Raw genomic sequence first — 16,449 nt, 5'->3', positions numbered from 1 at the left:
TAGCAGAGGCGGCTTGAATGTTTGCTTACGAAAAGTTCGATGTTTTTGACGAGATAGTCTCGAGTCTGCCGGTGGGTAGCGCGCTGACCTACTCACCACTGCTCAGGGAGGGCTTTCAGTTCTGCCTGGACAAAGCAGATAAAATTGGCGATGTCGAGAACACAAAAAGCTTGGGGCTGTCGGGCGTCGATCGTTCTCGATACCCGGCCAAACGCGAAATCAGAAAGATTGGTTACTTCCACGACCAGGATTTTTTGAGCAATATTCTGACCGGTTTTGAGGCGCAAGGTGTCACGGTCGAAAAGCTCGAACTTATTCCTGCGCGATTCAAGAAAGTGCTAAGTAACAAGCAGCGAGAGGAGATCGACTTTTTCGATCATCACCTGCGTACTTCGTTTGGCTGCGATATCCGCGAGAAGCTCGAAGAGCGTTTTCATCTCGTCAACGCCATGATTCCAAAGTACTACGACCTGCTCAAGGAATCAGGAGTCGATGCTCTCGTTTTCAGGGTCTACTACGGGCTTAACTACTTCCCCATTATCTTTGCCTGCAAGATGCTGGGGATTACCGTAATTGACGTTCAGCACGGTATTAATGGGCTTAAACACGTTTGCTATTCAAGATTCAAACACAGTGAAATTAACAGCCCATTTCTGCCAGATATCTTCTGGACATGGAGTGATATGGCAACACACATGTTGACCAAGGGAAGCGCCATTGAATCAGGCGCTACGGTGGTCGAGGGGGGCGGGCCTGTCTACCTTTCTCGCGATGCCAAGGAGGGAAATAAAATACTTTATACCCATCAGCCACAATCAAAGGGCATACCGGTGCCCTTGGAAGAGATCAAACGCGTTTATCAACTGAAAAAACGCGAGATCGTTGTCAGACCTCATCCACTGCATATTGGTGAAGCAAAAGAAGTGATGACTTTACTCCAAAAAGAGGGAGTCAAAGCGAAATTGGAGGATCCTAACAAGCTAGCGATCAATGATTCGTTAAAGCAGGCCGGTGTTCATATCACTTGGTCCTCCACCTGTGCACTAGATGCACTCAACTTTGGTGTGCCTTCTGTTCACTGCTCGGAGCTTATCGATGAGGTGGAGCGTGAGTTCGTAACTGGTCTTCTTTTTAGATGTTCCGAAGTCACTAAGGATAACCTCGTCAGAGATCTATCCAGGGCTAGCCCCTATAGTCTCGGTTCAAAAGAGCGTGTGACGCATGCGGTTTCGAAAGTATTGTCGCTTCCCGCTAGCGAAGGGAGCTCTTAATGAAAGCGAGTAGAGAGGTGCTGGTAACGGGAGCCGATGGATTTATCGGTTCTCATTTGGTCGAGCTTTTGGTCGAGGAGGGCTATCGCGTAAAGGCGCTTGCCCAATACAACTCCTTCAATAGCTGGGGGTGGCTTGAAGATATCGGCTGTTTGAACAGCGTAGAGGTCGTCAGTGGTGATGTCCGCGATCCCCACTTCTGTAAGTATATTACCCGGGAGGTTGACACGGTTTTTCACTTGGCAGCGCTCATTGCCATTCCTTACTCCTACATCGCGCCGGATAGCTACGTAGATACTAATGTCAAAGGTACGCTCAATATTTGCCAAGCAGCCCTTGATAATGGTGTAACTCGTTTAATTCATACCTCTACGAGTGAGGTATATGGCACTGCACAGTATGTCCCTATTGACGAGCATCATCCGTTGCAGCCGCAATCGCCTTACAGTGCGTCCAAGATAGCCGCTGATGCCATGGCAATGAGTTTCTATAATGCGTTCGATCTACCTGTTACGGTAGCTAGACCCTTCAACACCTATGGTCCCCGTCAGTCGGCTCGCGCCGTCATACCGACCATCATCAGCCAGATAGCATCCGGGATGAAGCAGATCAAGCTAGGCGATGTTTCGCCCACTCGTGACTTTAATTATGTGGAAGATACCTGTTGCGGTTTCCTGGCTTTGGCCAACAGCGATATTGCGATCGGCGAAACAGTAAACATCGCTTCTAACTACGAAATATCGGTCGGCGACACGCTCGGAATCATTCGTGAATTAATGGATCACGATGTCGAGTTCATTATTGACGAACAGAGGTTGCGTCCCGGTAAATCGGAAGTGTTCCGTCTTTGGGGAGATAACGCCCGCCTTCGCGAGATGACCGGTTTTTCCCCTCAGCACGACATTCGTGAAGGACTCAAGAAAACGATCGACTGGTTTTCTCAACCCAACCAGTTGGCAAAATACAAAGCCAATCTATATAACATTTGAGTTATACCATGCTGCCTAAGCTGATCGAATTCGTTCGTGGCTATTACCGTACGGAGGCGTTCAATCCCCTACCTGAACTTGTATCTCAAGGTGGTAGAAAAACCTATGTGGCTGAAACGATTGGATCTACTTTTGTTTCCAGCGTCAGGAACTATGTTGACAAGCTAGAGCATAGTATTGCCGTTTATAGGGGCATCCCCAACTCAATAGCGACAAACAAAGCGCCGTATCCTTATGAATATACGAACGATGAGCTGGGCTATAACTACGTCATGCTGACCCCAAACTCTGCGTGTGTGAATGGCCAGATCAAGCAAATCGAGACATTTGCTGGAGAGAAATGGCGCTTGGCAGCGGGCTTTGCTGATCACTTTGAGGCCGGTGATCCTCTCGTTATAACCGAGCAGGACGGGTGGCGTAGCAACTATTGGCTCAATGCGGTGATTCGTGGCGAGGTGGCGCAACGTGCGGAATGGCTCAAGCTGATCAAACACAAGATCATGGTGACATTGCTTATCGGGAAATTGAGGAGTTGGCTGCCCATGTATGCTCATTCGCCCGTCGGCGACATATCCCATTTAGAGTGTTTAGAGAAGCGAGTAGTTAATTTGGCTAGCAGCCTGATTCTGTTAGGCAGGAGGAGCGATGCGTAACGTCGCTGTTTTTACCGGAACTCGTGCCGAGTACGGTCTACTGTACTGGTTGATGAAAGAGATCGACGCTCATCCTCGACTATCGTTGCAGGTGATCGTGGCTGCCATGCACCTCTCTCCCGAATTCGGTAAAACATCTAACCTGATCGAATGTGATGGCTTTAGCATCGATGCTAAGGTCGAAATGCTGCTTTCTTCGAATACCGGCGTTGGTGTTGCGAAATCCATCGGTCTTGGCGTCATCAGTCTAGCCGATGCACTGGATCGCCTGAAACCTCATGTGATCGTGATTCTGGGCGATCGATTCGAAGCGTTAGCCGCAGCCCAAACGGCCCTGATGCTCAAGATTCCCATCTTGCATGTTCATGGCGGTGAGGTGACCGAAGGCGCCTACGATGATGCCATTCGCCACGCGATCACTAAAATGGCGATGATGCATGCTGTGGCAGCTGAGCCTTATCGGCAGCGAGTTATCCAGATGGGGGAGGATCCTCAACGTGTCGTGAATACCGGTGCGCTTGGATTGGATCATGTCAAACGCTCACCTCGTTTGAGCCGAGAAGCGCTTGCTAAAACGCTTCACTTTTCACTTGAACGCCCTTTTTTTCTGGTGACCTATCATCCTGAAACTCTTGCAGACGTGCCGGCACTGGAGAGTCTTCAAACTGTTCTTACAGCACTTGATGAGTGGCCTGACTACCAAGTCATCCTGACCTATCCGAATGCCGATGAGGGTGGGCGGGAGATGATAGGTGCTATTGAGGCGTATAGCGCGCGCCAGCCCCATCGCGTTATGGCCGTTCCATCGCTGGGATCCCAGCGCTACCACTCCGCGCTGGCCGAGTGCGCTGTCGTTATAGGTAATTCATCAAGCGGTATCATCGAGGCACCGAGCTTTCTGGCGCCGACCGTTAATATTGGTCAGCGGCAAGCTGGTCGTCTAGCCGCTGCGTCCGTGGTTAATTGCGATTCGACATCAGCTTCGATTCGAGGGGCTATTCAGCACGCGCTGAGCCCGGAGGTTCGCTCTGACACTCGACGTTTTCAAAACCCCTATGGGCAAGGTGATGCAGCCGGTCGCATTATGGACATGCTGTTATCCATGCCTTTGACCACGATCAAACGTTTCCATGACTATTTGGGGTAACCGTTTTGATATCCGATAAGGTATTCATCATTGCCGAAGCTGGCGTTAACCATAATGGCGACCGCCAGCGTGCTTTCGACCTCGTAGATGCCGCCGCCGCCTCTGGTGCCGACGCCGTAAAGTTTCAGACCTTTAACGCAAAGCGGCTGGCCGCTGGTTCGGCACCTAAAGCCGCTTACCAGCAGCAGACCACCGATGTCGGCGAGAGCCAGCTTGTCATGCTGCAGGCGTTGGAGCTGCCCATGGAGTGGCACAAGCCGCTCCAACACCATGCGCATCAGCGCGGAATCGAGTTTCTGTCGACCGCATTTGACCTGCAGAGCCTTGCGTTTCTGGAAACGCTGAAGCTACCTTTCTATAAGGTTCCCTCAGGGGAAATCACCAATGCGCCGCTGCTGTGGGCTTTTGCTAATACCGGAAAGCCACTCGTCGTTTCTACAGGCATGGCATCGCTGTCGGAGGTTGAGCAGGCGCTGGCGATCATCAGTCACGCCATTCGCAATGACCAGCCGCCACAAGACATGACGGAGGTCTGGCGAAACTGGAGTGAGCAAGTAGCACGCGAAGTGCTATCGGATAGGGTCAGCCTTCTGCACTGCACCTCGCAATATCCGACCCCCATGGCGGAAGTTAATTTAAGAGCTATGGATACTCTTTTCAGTGTTTTTGGCCTGCCGGTGGGTTACTCCGATCATACCCAGGATTTACTAATCCCGGTTGCCGCCACCGCTCGAGAAGCCACTATTATTGAAAAGCATTTTACTCTAGACCGCCAGTTACCGGGGCCGGATCATAAGGCGTCCTTGGAACCCAATGAACTCGCCCGTATGGTCGATGCCATTCGCCAGGTAAGTCTCGCGCTGGGCGATGGGTATAAGGCACCTCAGCCAAGCGAATGGCAAACGCGTGATGCCGCACGCCAGCAGTTAATAGCTCGGCGACCGATCAAACATGGGGAGACATTCACCCCGGACAACATGACCACTGCCAGAGCTGGCCGGGGCGAGCCTGCCTACCTCTACTGGGATTATCTGGGCAAACAAGCGATCCGCGATTATCGAGCGGGTGAAATGTTGTGAATGCTCCTCCTGTTATTCTTTTGGGAGCCGGTGGACACGCCAAGGTAGTCCTTGATCTTTTACGACTCACTGGGCGCACCGTTATCGGCGTATGCGACCCAATACTGGAGCACAAACCGGGTGGCCTATGGCGAGGAATTCCTGTACTGGGTGGTGATGACGACTTGTTAAGCCATGTAGCTGACACGGTAGAACTCGCCAACGGGGTTGGAAGTTTGCCCGGCCAGTCCACGCGCCACAACCTGCACAAGCGAATCATTGCTCTAGGTTACCGCTTCGCGACCCTGGTTCATCCCAGTGCCGTGCTTTCTGAAAGCGCAATTCTGGGCCGCGGCGCCCAAGTCATGGCCGGGTGTGTAGTCCAAGCCGACGTGCAAATTGGAGAGGGCACCCTGGTCAATACGGCTGCGCATATCGATCATGACTGCCAACTGGGTAGGCATGTACATATCGCCCCTGGCGCTGTGCTCTCGGGAGGTATCAGGATCGCGGATAACGTTCATGTAGGCCCTAATGTCACGATCATTCAGGGAGTCACTATCGGTGCCGGCGTCATCATCGGCGCGGGGACAACGGTGCTGCACGACCTGCCCGAGTATCATCAACTCATCGGTCAGGCACCGCGTTCGCCAACCCCCTTATAACAAATAATGGATGGAGGCACAGTCGTTAATGAAAAAGTGGGAAAAAGCGTTAGTCAACAGTGGCACAAGCTTGAGCGACGCGATCAAGGTACTGGATAGCGCCGCCCTGCGCATTGTGCTGGTGGTCGATGAGCAGCGAAAGCTGCTGGGAACACTCACCGATGGCGATCTGCGCCGTGCCTTGATCAGCCATAGGCCGCTCGAGTCGGCGGTGGATGATGCCATGAATCCTCGCCCTAAAGTGGCAACGCTGAACTGGAGCCGTGAACGGCTCCTTCATGTAATGGAGCAGGGGCAACTTCTGCAGCTGCCGATTGTTGACGATCACCAGCGCCTCATTGGGCTGGAAAGTCTGCATGACTTATTAAACCCTTCAACTTATAGCAATCCTGTTTTTCTCATGGCGGGCGGATTTGGCACACGCTTGCGGCCCTTGACCAACGATTGTCCCAAACCGATGCTAAAGGTAGGAGATAAGCCTATTCTTCAAATAATTGTCGAAAGCTTTATCAAGGCTGGCTTTCACCGCTTTTATATTTCGACCCATTACATGCCCGAAATGATTCGCGCACATTTCGGCGATGGCCGTTCTTGGGGAGTATCAATTCAATATATACATGAAGAGAGGCCTCTTGGAACGGGAGGCGCCTTGGGGCTCTTGCCCAAGACAGAAATAGACCAGCCACTTTTCTTGATGAATGGTGATCTGCTCACCACACTTAACTTTGAAAGTCTCTTGCAGTTTCATAACTCGCATCCCGCAAGTGCGACGATGTGTGTGCGTGAGTATGAGCATCAGATTCCCTATGGTGTCATCCAGGGTAAAGGGCACCATATTACGTCCATGGTAGAAAAGCCGCTGCAACGTTATTTCGTGAATGCAGGAATCTATTTGCTTGATCCTGAACTCGTTCATCGAGCGGCGCCAGACCACCATATTGACATGCCAACGGTACTTGAAAATGAAATAGCGGCTCAACGCAAGGTCAATATGTTCCCTATCCATGAATACTGGTTAGATATTGGCCGTATGGAGGAATTTGCGCGTGCTCAAAAGGATATAGCCGGTAGCCTACAATGAGAGAAGAGATAAAGCGCATAGGTACGCTGGCCATCATTCCTGCACGTAAAGATAGTAAGCGGCTTCCACGAAAAAACGTGCTCGCTTTGGCAGGGAAACCGTTAATAAACTGGTCGATTGATGAGGCTTTAAAAACACAATTGGTAGATCTGGTGGTAGTGACGTCTGATGATGAAGAAGTTATCTCGATTGCCAAGGCTTATCAGAGCCCCCGAGTTGAAATTATCCAGCGACCAATAGAACTCGCTACCGATACGGCTAAAAGCGTCGATGTTGTTATTCATGCTTTAATCGAGATGGAAGCGCGAGGAGTTTGGCCCGAGCGTGTTGTTTTACTTCAGCCAACATCTCCTTTGAGGACAGAAAGCGATATCGAAGGGGCTGTTCGGCTGTTTGTTGAGATGCGGGCTGACAATATTGTATCGGTTTGTGAGGTAGACCACCCCACCGCTTGGTGTGGCAAGGTTGATGAAAATTTGGGACTTGTGGGAATTGATCTTTCAGTTTCACGTTCTCAGGAGGCCGAAAAGGAATATCGATTGAATGGTGCTATTTATATAGTGACTCCATACACTCTTAAAGAGCAGCGTCAGCTGGTAACCAGTAGTGCAAAAGTATTCATGATGGATAAGAGAAGGTCGCTGGATATCGACGATATTTTTGACTTTAAACAGTGCGAGTTTTTTTTAAATTATTTATAGAGTGTGATAAAAAAATAGCATTTATCAGTGTTTTTCGAGTGTCTTGATCGTTCTTGAATTGCTAGTGTGTTCTGGAAGTAATACTTGTTGAGTAGGGAGAGTTGGCTTGTGTTTAGAGATTTGTCTACCAGTTTTTGGATTATAAAAGCTTCTAATGAAGCGTTTAGTGACGCGCAATCATACACTATGAAATTTTCAGTTGCTTGCGAGTCTTGATACGTGGATTCAGATGAAGTTTCCAATAAATTTGAACGAAAGACTACTAAGCTCCGCTATTTGAGGGGCAATGAGGCATGATGTTTGGATTTTTTCAAAGAGTAAACTGTTAGCGGGTAAGGTTTAATAATTTTAAAACGTTTTGCGATGACTGGTTTGCCTGAGCCAAAAGAGCATCACCAGCTCGTTGTAAAATTTGGCTTTTAACCAAACGGCTGCTCTCCAGCGCGTAGTCTGCATCCATGATACGAGATTGCGCGGTATATAGATCAGCGGTTTGGTTTTCGCTTCCGGTAACTGCGCTTTCCAGTCTATTTTGTGTCGCGCCGTAATATCCCCGATAATCGCCAATTGTTTGTAGCGCGGATTGAAAATAAGAGATTGCATCTTGGGCGTTCCCAGCCGTATCCAGCGATACTTCTTCCAGGCCTAGCGATCGATGGTCAGAAGGAGTCGCTTCGATCGTCATGGTTTCAAGATCATTTCCATAATCAGCGCTGGTAACAATAGTAGTTGACTGGCTAGTTGGCGCTGAGCTGGGCTCTGGATCAACCCATTCGACAGGCATCTCATCCCAAGTCGCTTTGGCATAAAATATGCCGCGTCCTACTACCAATAGCATCAAGGGCTCTGTTGTCTTATCGATAGTAATGACTTCAAACGTCTCGGAGGGTGTAACGTTGTCAATGCTGCCGCTATTGAAATCAGTGCCCTCCTCTAATGCGAACGCTCGATCTCGATCACCGCTATAGGTAATTCTCATGCCGTTATATTCGAAATCGACGGGTGGGTTGTCGATACTATACTGACCTGTCGCATCCTTAAATACTGAGGCATCGTAGGCCGCACCGGGTAAAAGACCGTTTTCTTCGGTCATCAGTTTATCCGCTGAGTCGGCATCATTGATATTGCGTGACGACCACACATAGTCGGTCGGGCTATTATCCGAACCAATGACGGGGGTTCCTACCAGATGCTTGCCATCAAGTGTAAAAAGCTGCATATCGTCATCAACTCTAAGGGAGTTCATATCGATACGCACTTGGGTGGCACCCGCTGGAATGTAGGCAGTCGGTACGATTCCTGATGTGAAGTTCTTTAACTTGTCATCCAGTTTGACCGTAATATGCTCAGTATTTCCCAATCGAGCAGGGGCGGGCCCCGGCTCAGCCGGTGCCAAGGGCATTTTGCCAAACGCTTCTGTAGCATTGGCGATGCGGTCAATTTCGTCTCGCAGCTGCATGTACTCGCCATTGATCGCCGAACGGTCATTACTGGATAGCGTTTCCGACGCGGCCTGTACCGCTAAACGATTGGCGCGGTGTAGCAGGTTATTAATACTGTTCAGGCCGCCTTCGGCCGTTTGTATCAGGCTGATGCCATCATTCATGCCTCGCTGCGATTGCGCGTTGGCTCTAATACTACTTTCCATTTTGTTGGCGATCGCACGTCCCGCAGCATCATTCTTGGAGCTGTTGATACGCAAACCGGATGATAGACGTTGTATTGCTGTTTGAGCAGAATTTCGAGCCGTAACTCGATTCTGTTGTAACGCAAGACTCGTCATATTGGTCCTGATGCCCATCATGGAGTAGCTGCTCCGGTTGCTTCTAACTCTGGATTACGAAACCGCTCTCCAAAAAATCGTTGTTGTACCGTTTGTTACCTTGGTAGTAATGACGCTCCATGCGACCCCGCTTGGAGCTTTCGCTCTCTATTATATTGTTATTACTGCGTTTGATATCGTTCATTAACGACAGCATTGCCCTCCAATTTCTCACTTCATGGACCATAGGCGCTTACCACGAGCTACTGTGGGCCAATACCGGCGTATATTCCTTTTCAGTCACCTTGAACCGCCCCACCATCCCCGCCATATCCACCGCCTGATCATCCAGCGAGCCGCTGGCGGTCGCCACTTCCTCGACCAGCGCGGCGTTTTGCTGGGTGACCTCATCGAGCTGGGCCAGCGCTTGGTTAATCTGCTCGATACCCGATGACTGCTCGTTCGAGGCGGCGGATATCTCGGTAACCAGCGCGGCGGTGTGCTGGGCGCGTTCGGCAATGGAGGTCAGCGCTTCGCTGGTGGCGTTCACCAGGCCCGAACCTTGGGTGATGCTCTCGACGTTGTTATCAATAAGTTGGCGAATCTGGCGGGCCTCGTCGGCGCTGCGGCTGGCCAGGTTGCGCACTTCAGACGCCACCACCGCGAATCCGCGGCCCTGTTCGCCGGCGCGCGCGGCTTCCACGGAGGCGTTGAGCGCAAGGATATTGGTCTGAAAGGCGATATTGTCGATTGCTTCCACAATGGCGGTGACTTTCTGGTTGGCCTGGTGGATCTGCTCCATGGCCGTACGCGCCTGCTGCGAGACAAGGCTTGCCTCATTGGCCTGGTCGGCCATGTCCTGGGTAGAGAGGCGTGCCTGCTGAGCGGTGTCGGCACTCTGCCTGACGTTGGCGGTGATCTGCTCCATGCTCGAGGCGGTTTGTACCAGCGAGGATGACTGCTCCTCGGTGCGCTGGGCAAGGTCGGCGTTGCCCTTGGCGATCTCCTTGCTGGCAAGCTCCACGGAAAGCGCGCTCTGCTTGATGCTGGCGACCAGCTCCTCGGTGTTGGCCGTCGAGTCGTTGAACGCCAGGTAGAGCGTCGAGAGCTCGTCGCTACCCGGCACTGTTAGGCGTTGGGTAAGATCACCGCCACGATTGCGAATGCTGTCGAGCGCGGCCTGAAGCGGGCGTGTAATGCTGCGCACGATCAAAAACGCCAGCAGCAGTGCCAACAGCGTCGCGGCTATAGAAGCGACCAGATAGATGATCAATCCTCGGATCGCTTCGCTGTGCAGCCGCTGCGCCGTAGCGAGCAGGTGGTTCGAAGCCTGCTGGGCCACCTCGTTGAGCTGGTCGATGAATTGGGTTTGCTGGTCGAACCAGCTCTGGTGGTTGACGCCGAAGCCACCGGCGACGCCGCGCTCCATGGCGATCTGGCGCATAGCGGCCAGGTTGTCCGCCAGCGGGCTTTGACGGACCTCGGCCAGCCGCTGCGCAAGGTCTGGCGTTGCGAGCATGTCGAAACTGCGAAGATAGGCGCTCGAGCGGCCCGCCAGCGAGAGAAAGGTGCTATAAGCGGCGTGGGAGAGCACATCGGTACTAAAAGCGGTCGTCAGTACCGCGCGCTCGATACCGGCGAGCTCTTTCACGTTGAGCAGGTGGTAGTTGGCGTTAAGCTGACGAACGATTTCACCCTGCTCCACACTGAACGTCAGGCGGCTAACGATATCGATCATTAGCGCGTTGATCCCCGAGTAGTAAGCGGTCGACTGCTCGCCGCTCACGCCCAGCCGATCGATCTGCTGGCGTACGGTAGCGAGTTCGCTTAGCTGCTGCTCGGCTTGCGTCACCTGTGCTCTAAGCGCGGCATCGGCGTCGGTAAACGTGAAATCCGCCAGATAGGTCTCGAGTTGATCGAGCTCCTGATCGGTTTGGCGGCGCTGCTCGGGAAGCTCTACGCGAAAGTTCTGCCCACTGCTGCCTAAAAAGGCGGCCGACATGCCGCGTTCGCGTTGAAGCTCGTGCACCAGTTCGCCGGCGTGCTGGCTCAGGGTGGTCATTCTTTGCAGCGCATTCATCCTTGCGGCCATCTCGCTACGCTCCAGAATGCCGGAGGCCGCCAGCCACACCATCGTGAGCAGCGGGAGAAACAGCACGAGCATGAATTTGCGTCCCATGGGGATACGGTGTAATGCCTTGAGCATTGGTCGTTCTCTTGCACGTTAGCGGAATCTGGTCACTCCCCGGGGTAAACCACGACTAATCCAAGGATTGATATTCTATCGGCGCCCGAGCGACGAAATTGAGCAAAATAATTCAATTTAAATAGAAGGCTCCTGAATCAAACGTTTGATTCCTCCTGGGCCATGAATCCAAGGGCCGAGATGGTTGAGATCAACAGTCATAAGGCTGCTTACATGATTCAAATCCGGTGGCTACCGCCGCATCAATATTGACGAACCCGACGGCAAGTCTGCCCGACGTAAGGATAAAAAACGTCTTTTCGGCGAAGCGTAATAAAACGGCAAGCTTAATTTTTATCTATCAAAAGTTAATAATTAAAGGAAGCTTTTTAATCCATGTTGTTTGTTTTTTATACCGTTTGATGAGTTTGTTGATTTATAAATGTCTTAGCGCTTCAAGATGGGCTGATTTTAATCCGGGCTTACTGAAGTTGAGAAGTTAAATAGGCGCGAATGGCAGCTAAATAGCCGTAAAAGTTGCTAGTAAGGCGGTTTTCTTGCATCAAAGTCGGGCAAATGAGCAGGTTGGCGTTGTGATCATAACGTGCGTTATAGGGAGGCTGCTTATGGGTTGCAAGCCCTTTTATATCGGCTACCTTACCACTACACATTTATGGTGCTTATAAAGCGCTATTGATCGATCTGAAGTTTAATCATACAAGGAGTGGATTAGATGACAGTCACCAACACACCGCTTAATGTTGTGACCGCCCATAAACAGTTCAGTGAACTCGGCGATACGCTCTCTACGCAAACGACGAGTGCGCAGGACCTTTACCCGACACGCCTGGCCGAGGCGCCGGCCTCGCTGACCCAGCCCCGACAGGATGCGGTGGTGAAAGGGGGCAAGCTCGATGGGCCGCTATCGAAAGCGCAGCTTGAAGAGTTCGAGCGCAAGGGCTTTTTGTTCATCCCCAACCTGATCAGCGGCGACGAGCTCGAGGAGCTTTGCGATGATATTACCGAGTTGATGAGTCGGGATGAGTTTCGCAACCGCGAGTTCAGCATCACCGAGCCCGAAAGCAACGAAATTCGCTCGCTGTTCGCTGTCCACAAGCTCTCCGAGCGCCTGGGCGCACTCGCCTCGGACGACCGTGTGGCTGGGGCAGCGCGTCAGATCATCGGTGACGACCCCTACATTCACCAGTCGCGCATCAACTACAAGCCGGGCTTTGCCGGTAAAGGGTTCAACTGGCATTCGGATTTTGAGACCTGGCACGCCGAAGACGGCATGCCGCGGATGGACGCCGTCAGCGCTTCGCTGATTTTGACCGATAACCATGAGTTCAATGGGCCGCTGATGCTCATTCCCGGCTCGCACAAGGAGTTCGTTCCATGTCTGGGCGAAACGCCGGAGGATAACCACAAGAGCTCGCTGAAAGCCCAGGAAGTGGGCGTGCCAAGCGCCGAAGCACTTAGTGAGCTGGTGGCCAAGCACGGCATCGAAGCGCCGAAGGGCAAGGCCGGCGGGCTGCTATTGTTCGATTGCAACACGCTGCACGCCTCCAACGCGAACCTCTCGCCAGACCCGCGCAGCAACGTATTTTTCGTGTTCAACCGTCTGGATAACCGCTGCGGTGAGCCTTTCGCAGCACCCAAGCAGCGCCCGGGTTTCCTAGCCCATGGCCCGGATGCGGACTGGTCGCCGCAGTCGGATTAATCGTTGTACCAGGCCGCCTGGCAGGCGGCCATTTTTATAGAGCGCCGCTCTTTTGCAGGTCAATAAGAGCGGCGTTTTAACGTTACAGTGTTAGGGTCTGTCTGAAAAGTCGGCGAGCGAAGGCAAGACAAGGCAAAAATTGGCGAAGAAACGGAGTTTACGATGTGTAAATGAGTATTCTGAGCCAATTTTTAACGCCGTATTGTCGAGCGCAGGCACTTTTCAGACAGAGCCTAGATAACGCTCCTGGTAGGGCAGCGGTATTTAACGTTTTTGTTATCACGCGCCATTCTTTTAGGTAGCCGCTACTTTTACTTGCCTTGATGTTGTATGAAGCCCGCCTATGATGAAGTTAACGGCTCCTGATTCATTCAAGAAGCACCTGCTCGGGCAAAAGAGCGAGCCGGTAATTGCCTAACTATTTCTTATGGAAAAGAGAGGTCGCGGCGTGAAAGCGGAGTCTTTCGGACGCTGTCGATCGAGCGTGCTCAAGGATGAGCAGTCAACCTCTGCCAGAGCAGGGATGTGCTGGCAGCCTCGGTTCAAGACGAGAGGTCGCCATGGAAAGCAAGCACCTGTTGGACTGGCTGCGTGACGCGCACGCCATGGAAGTAGAGGCCGAGCAGATGCTCGGTGCCCGAATTCAACGGCTCGAACGCTACCCGATCCTGCAAAAGCGTCTCGAAGAGCATCTTGACGAGACGAAAGGGCAGATAAAGAAACTCGAGCACTGCATGGGCCTTCTGGGTAGCGATGATTCGACGCTCGAGGATGCCGGCGCGCCGCCTGCCGTATCGAGCCATATTTTGAGCGCTACCATGAAGAACGAAGACGTCGTCAAATGCAGTATTGCCGCCTATGCGTTCGAGCACTTTGAAATCGCCAGCTATAAGGCGATCGTCAAGGCGGCGGATCATGCGAAAGAGGCGGAAATTTCACAAATTTGCCGCGAAAGCCTCGAGGAAGAAGTGGCCATGGCAAAATGGCTCAAGGAGCACTTCGATGAAACAACGCGCGTCTTTTTGGAGCGCTCTCAAGGTGATGTGCCGAACTCTACCGAGTAATACGAGTTTCCAATAATTTACTTTTTACCAACCCCCCGGCTTTAAGCCGGGGGTTGGTTTTTAATTGTTAGTTAAAGACTTTCACGTTGTATTGATTGTTAAGTCGATATTTAAATGGAAGTTTTAAGAATGCCCTTTTTATATTCTTTTTCAGGTCTTGATAGAGGGCTTTTAAACAAGGGTTTTCTTTCAATAACATAAGTTATTATTTTTAATAGCTTTATTCTTTGACAAAAAATCTCTGATGTTCAATTATCATCTGCCTGGTTTAAAGCGGCTTTACGGCCCACGGCCACCTAAATAATCGCCAGTTATTTAACCCTTGTTAAATTTATCGGGCTTGAAGGTGTGCCGTTTCTCGCAATGAGCCAGTGTATTGCGCTCGTTGTTTTATCGACGTTGGTCGTACTCAAGCGCTCGGATAATCGGCGCTAAGCTGGGTGCCCTGAGTTATGTAGGCCTTCGTTAGTACGCAGCAAGCAGAATGTTGATGGAAAGGATTTAATGGAAGCAGGTAGCTCTACGCCGCTACTCGACGGTCGCGGTGTCAAGGATGCGCGCATTACGCTCGCCAACACGCTGGGACTTTACGGCCCTATCGGCGCGTTGTCGCAGAGCCTGTTGGGCGGCGTCGGTGTAAAAACCATCACACTGCGAAGACATCAGAAGCTCTTTTTTCTGCAGGAAGGCAAGCCTCGCCTTTTTGTCGTGAAGAAGGGGTGGGTGGGCATTTGCCACTCGGTGAAAAACTACGGGCAGGATATCGGCAACGTCTATATGCCCGGCGATATCGTCGGCCTGCGTGAAAGCTTTTTTGACCATCAGGACGTGGCCATTCTGGCGCTACAGCACTGCGAGCTGGAAAGAGTGGCGGCCGAGGATCTGCACGAGTTATTCGAGGCGCACGATGACATAAGAAAGGCGATCGTTTCTTATGTCATGGTGAACGACAACATCGCCATTGCGCGGCTAAGAAGCTGCACCCACCACAAGGCAGAGGAGCGCGTTGCCCACTATCTGCTCGAAGTTTACGCGCGCTACCGTTTCAAGCAGGACGACGATGCCGATTTCTTCTCGCTGCCCATTACCCAGGAAGTGATCGGCGAGCTTTTAGGCATGACCAGCGTCCATGTTAGCCGCTGCATGACTGCGCTCGAGCAAAAAAAGCTGATCCGCAAAAGCCGCACCGTCGTCAAGCTGCTCGAGCCTGAGCAATTAAAAGAGCAAACCGGCTTCGACGAGCAGTTGATGTACGGGCACGTCTACATGAGCTGAGCCGCCTGATCGGCGTCATGGGCAAGCGGAAAGCCGCGTTTGACTTGCAGGGAGCCGGTAAAACGGTGGCCGGTAAAAAAGCAGGGCGGGTTGTTGTGCCGGTGCTCGGGTGGGGTAGACTAGTGCGCCTGTCCCGGCACGTATAACGAGAAGGAGAGTACCCGCCATGCGTTTTGTTACCCGGTTTACCGATGGCCAGGAGTTTTCCCACGCGCTGGGTAAAATCGTGTGTGTTGGCCGCAACTACGCCGACCACGCTAAAGAACTCGATAACCCGGTACCCTCGGAGCCGCTTTTGTTCATCAAGCCGGCGACCAGCGCGGTGGACATCACTTTGCCTCTGGAGCCTCCCTTCTCGCGCGGCGAGGTGCATTTTGAAACCGAGCTTGCGCTTTTGATCGGCGAGTCGCTGACCCACGCGACCCATGAGCAGGCCGAGCGCGCCGTGGTCGGGATTGGCCTGGCGCTCGATCTCACCCTGCGCGACGTGCAGACCAAACTCAAGGAGAAGGGCCACCCCTGGGAGATCGCCAAGGCCTTCGACGGCGCCTGCCCGCTCTCGGCGTTCTTGCCGCTAAGCCAGGTGCCCAACTGGAACGCGCTGACCTTTACGCTCGAGATCAACGGCGAGCAGCGCCAGTTCGGTGAAGGCTCCGACATGCTGTTTGCGATCCCGACGCTGGTGGCGGAAATGAGCCGCCACTTCACCCTCGAACCGGGCGACGTCGTGCTGACCGGCACGCCCGCCGGCGTCGGCGAGCTGCCCCGCGGCGCGGCGCTCAAACTGACGCTGACCGGTGGGCTCGAGGTGAGCACCTCCGTCGTCGAATAACCGCTCAAACGTAAAAAGGGGCCGCCGGCTGAGCGCCGGCGGCCCC

General features: G+C 52.5%; 14 protein-coding genes. 12 read left to right on the top strand and 2 right to left on the bottom strand.

The features are described 5' to 3' along the window. Window positions 1-17: 17 nt before the first annotated feature. From RN347_RS14375 to RN347_RS14340, 8 genes are read left to right on the top strand one after another with little or no spacing between them, the layout of a single operon-like run. Window positions 18-1,271, top strand: a complete 1,254-nt coding sequence (locus RN347_RS14375) for a hypothetical protein (RefSeq protein WP_311958681.1) — start codon at window positions 18-20, stop codon at window positions 1,269-1,271. Further along, window positions 1,271-2,260, top strand: coding sequence for an NAD-dependent 4,6-dehydratase LegB (locus RN347_RS14370; protein WP_311958680.1), 990 nt, complete (start codon window positions 1,271-1,273; stop codon window positions 2,258-2,260). The genes RN347_RS14375 and RN347_RS14370 overlap by 1 nt, the downstream gene beginning before the upstream one ends. 8 nt (window positions 2,261-2,268) lie before the next feature. Then, on the top strand, window positions 2,269-2,913 hold the full coding sequence (locus tag RN347_RS14365) for a hypothetical protein (RefSeq protein ID WP_263586113.1): 645 nt from the start codon (window positions 2,269-2,271) through the stop codon (window positions 2,911-2,913). Continuing rightward, the gene (gene neuC, locus RN347_RS14360) at window positions 2,906-4,060 is read left to right on the top strand and encodes a UDP-N-acetylglucosamine 2-epimerase (RefSeq protein ID WP_311958679.1); all 1,155 of its coding nucleotides are present in this window, start codon (window positions 2,906-2,908) and stop codon (window positions 4,058-4,060) included. Before RN347_RS14365 ends, neuC begins: the two co-directional genes overlap by 8 nt. A gap of 5 nt (window positions 4,061-4,065) precedes the next feature. Beyond that, the gene (gene neuB / locus RN347_RS14355; protein WP_311958678.1) at window positions 4,066-5,139 is read left to right on the top strand and encodes an N-acetylneuraminate synthase; all 1,074 of its coding nucleotides are present in this window, start codon (window positions 4,066-4,068) and stop codon (window positions 5,137-5,139) included. Next, the gene (locus RN347_RS14350) at window positions 5,136-5,783 is read left to right on the top strand and encodes an acetyltransferase (protein WP_311958677.1); all 648 of its coding nucleotides are present in this window, start codon (window positions 5,136-5,138) and stop codon (window positions 5,781-5,783) included. The genes neuB and RN347_RS14350 overlap by 4 nt, the downstream gene beginning before the upstream one ends. 28 nt (window positions 5,784-5,811) lie before the next feature. Then, window positions 5,812-6,864, top strand: coding sequence for a nucleotidyltransferase family protein (locus RN347_RS14345; RefSeq protein WP_263586117.1), 1,053 nt, complete (start codon window positions 5,812-5,814; stop codon window positions 6,862-6,864). Then, on the top strand, window positions 6,861-7,565 hold the full coding sequence (locus RN347_RS14340; RefSeq protein WP_311958676.1) for an acylneuraminate cytidylyltransferase family protein: 705 nt from the start codon (window positions 6,861-6,863) through the stop codon (window positions 7,563-7,565). Before RN347_RS14345 ends, RN347_RS14340 begins: the two co-directional genes overlap by 4 nt. Before the next feature lie 325 nt (window positions 7,566-7,890). On the opposite strand, the gene RN347_RS14335 is transcribed toward RN347_RS14340, so the two are convergent. Both RN347_RS14335 and RN347_RS14330 read right to left on the bottom strand, forming a co-directional pair. Further along, a complete protein-coding gene (locus RN347_RS14335; RefSeq protein WP_311958675.1) occupies window positions 7,891-9,369 on the bottom strand; it encodes a flagellin in 1,479 nt (492 codons plus the stop codon). Between the two features lie 211 nt (window positions 9,370-9,580). Continuing rightward, complete coding sequence (locus RN347_RS14330) at window positions 9,581-11,533, bottom strand: nitrate- and nitrite sensing domain-containing protein (protein WP_311958674.1); 1,953 nt, start codon at window positions 11,531-11,533, stop codon at window positions 9,581-9,583. 712 nt (window positions 11,534-12,245) lie between these two features. On the opposite strand from RN347_RS14330, the gene thpD reads away from it, so the two are divergent. The 4 genes from thpD (at window position 12,246) to RN347_RS14310 (ending at window position 16,403) form a co-directional block, all read left to right on the top strand. Continuing rightward, entirely contained in the window at window positions 12,246-13,232 is a 987-nt protein-coding gene (gene thpD, locus RN347_RS14325) for an ectoine hydroxylase (RefSeq protein WP_311958673.1), read from the top strand. Between the two features lie 560 nt (window positions 13,233-13,792). Further along, entirely contained in the window at window positions 13,793-14,296 is a 504-nt protein-coding gene (locus RN347_RS14320) for a ferritin-like domain-containing protein (protein WP_311958672.1), read from the top strand. 504 nt (window positions 14,297-14,800) lie between these two features. Next, window positions 14,801-15,571 (top strand): Crp/Fnr family transcriptional regulator, encoded by a 771-nt coding sequence (locus RN347_RS14315; protein ID WP_311958671.1) that lies wholly within the window; start codon window positions 14,801-14,803, stop codon window positions 15,569-15,571. 166 nt (window positions 15,572-15,737) lie between these two features. Further along, entirely contained in the window at window positions 15,738-16,403 is a 666-nt protein-coding gene (locus RN347_RS14310) for a fumarylacetoacetate hydrolase family protein (RefSeq protein ID WP_311958670.1), read from the top strand. Window positions 16,404-16,449 lie beyond the last annotated feature (46 nt).

Source organism: Halomonas sp. PAMB 3264 (assembly GCF_031954245.1).
Lineage (GTDB): Bacteria > Pseudomonadota > Gammaproteobacteria > Pseudomonadales > Halomonadaceae > Vreelandella.
The sequence above is the reverse complement of the archived record's forward strand: the minus strand, read 5'-3'. Positions and strand labels throughout refer to the sequence as shown.

Coding starts and splice junctions, on each gene's coding strand:
- RN347_RS14375 (WP_311958681.1), top strand. CDS start 18: ATGTTTGCTTACGAAAAGTTCGATGTTTTTGACGAGATAGTCTCGAGT.
- RN347_RS14370 (WP_311958680.1), top strand. CDS start 1,271: ATGAAAGCGAGTAGAGAGGTGCTGGTAACGGGAGCCGATGGATTTATC.
- RN347_RS14365 (WP_263586113.1), top strand. CDS start 2,269: ATGCTGCCTAAGCTGATCGAATTCGTTCGTGGCTATTACCGTACGGAG.
- neuC (WP_311958679.1), top strand. CDS start 2,906: ATGCGTAACGTCGCTGTTTTTACCGGAACTCGTGCCGAGTACGGTCTA.
- RN347_RS14345 (WP_263586117.1), top strand. CDS start 5,812: ATGAAAAAGTGGGAAAAAGCGTTAGTCAACAGTGGCACAAGCTTGAGC.
- RN347_RS14340 (WP_311958676.1), top strand. CDS start 6,861: ATGAGAGAAGAGATAAAGCGCATAGGTACGCTGGCCATCATTCCTGCA.
- RN347_RS14335 (WP_311958675.1), bottom strand. CDS start 9,369: ATGATGGGCATCAGGACCAATATGACGAGTCTTGCGTTACAACAGAAT.
- RN347_RS14330 (WP_311958674.1), bottom strand. CDS start 11,533: ATGCTCAAGGCATTACACCGTATCCCCATGGGACGCAAATTCATGCTC.
- thpD (WP_311958673.1), top strand. CDS start 12,246: ATGACAGTCACCAACACACCGCTTAATGTTGTGACCGCCCATAAACAG.
- RN347_RS14320 (WP_311958672.1), top strand. CDS start 13,793: ATGGAAAGCAAGCACCTGTTGGACTGGCTGCGTGACGCGCACGCCATG.
- RN347_RS14315 (WP_311958671.1), top strand. CDS start 14,801: ATGGAAGCAGGTAGCTCTACGCCGCTACTCGACGGTCGCGGTGTCAAG.
- RN347_RS14310 (WP_311958670.1), top strand. CDS start 15,738: ATGCGTTTTGTTACCCGGTTTACCGATGGCCAGGAGTTTTCCCACGCG.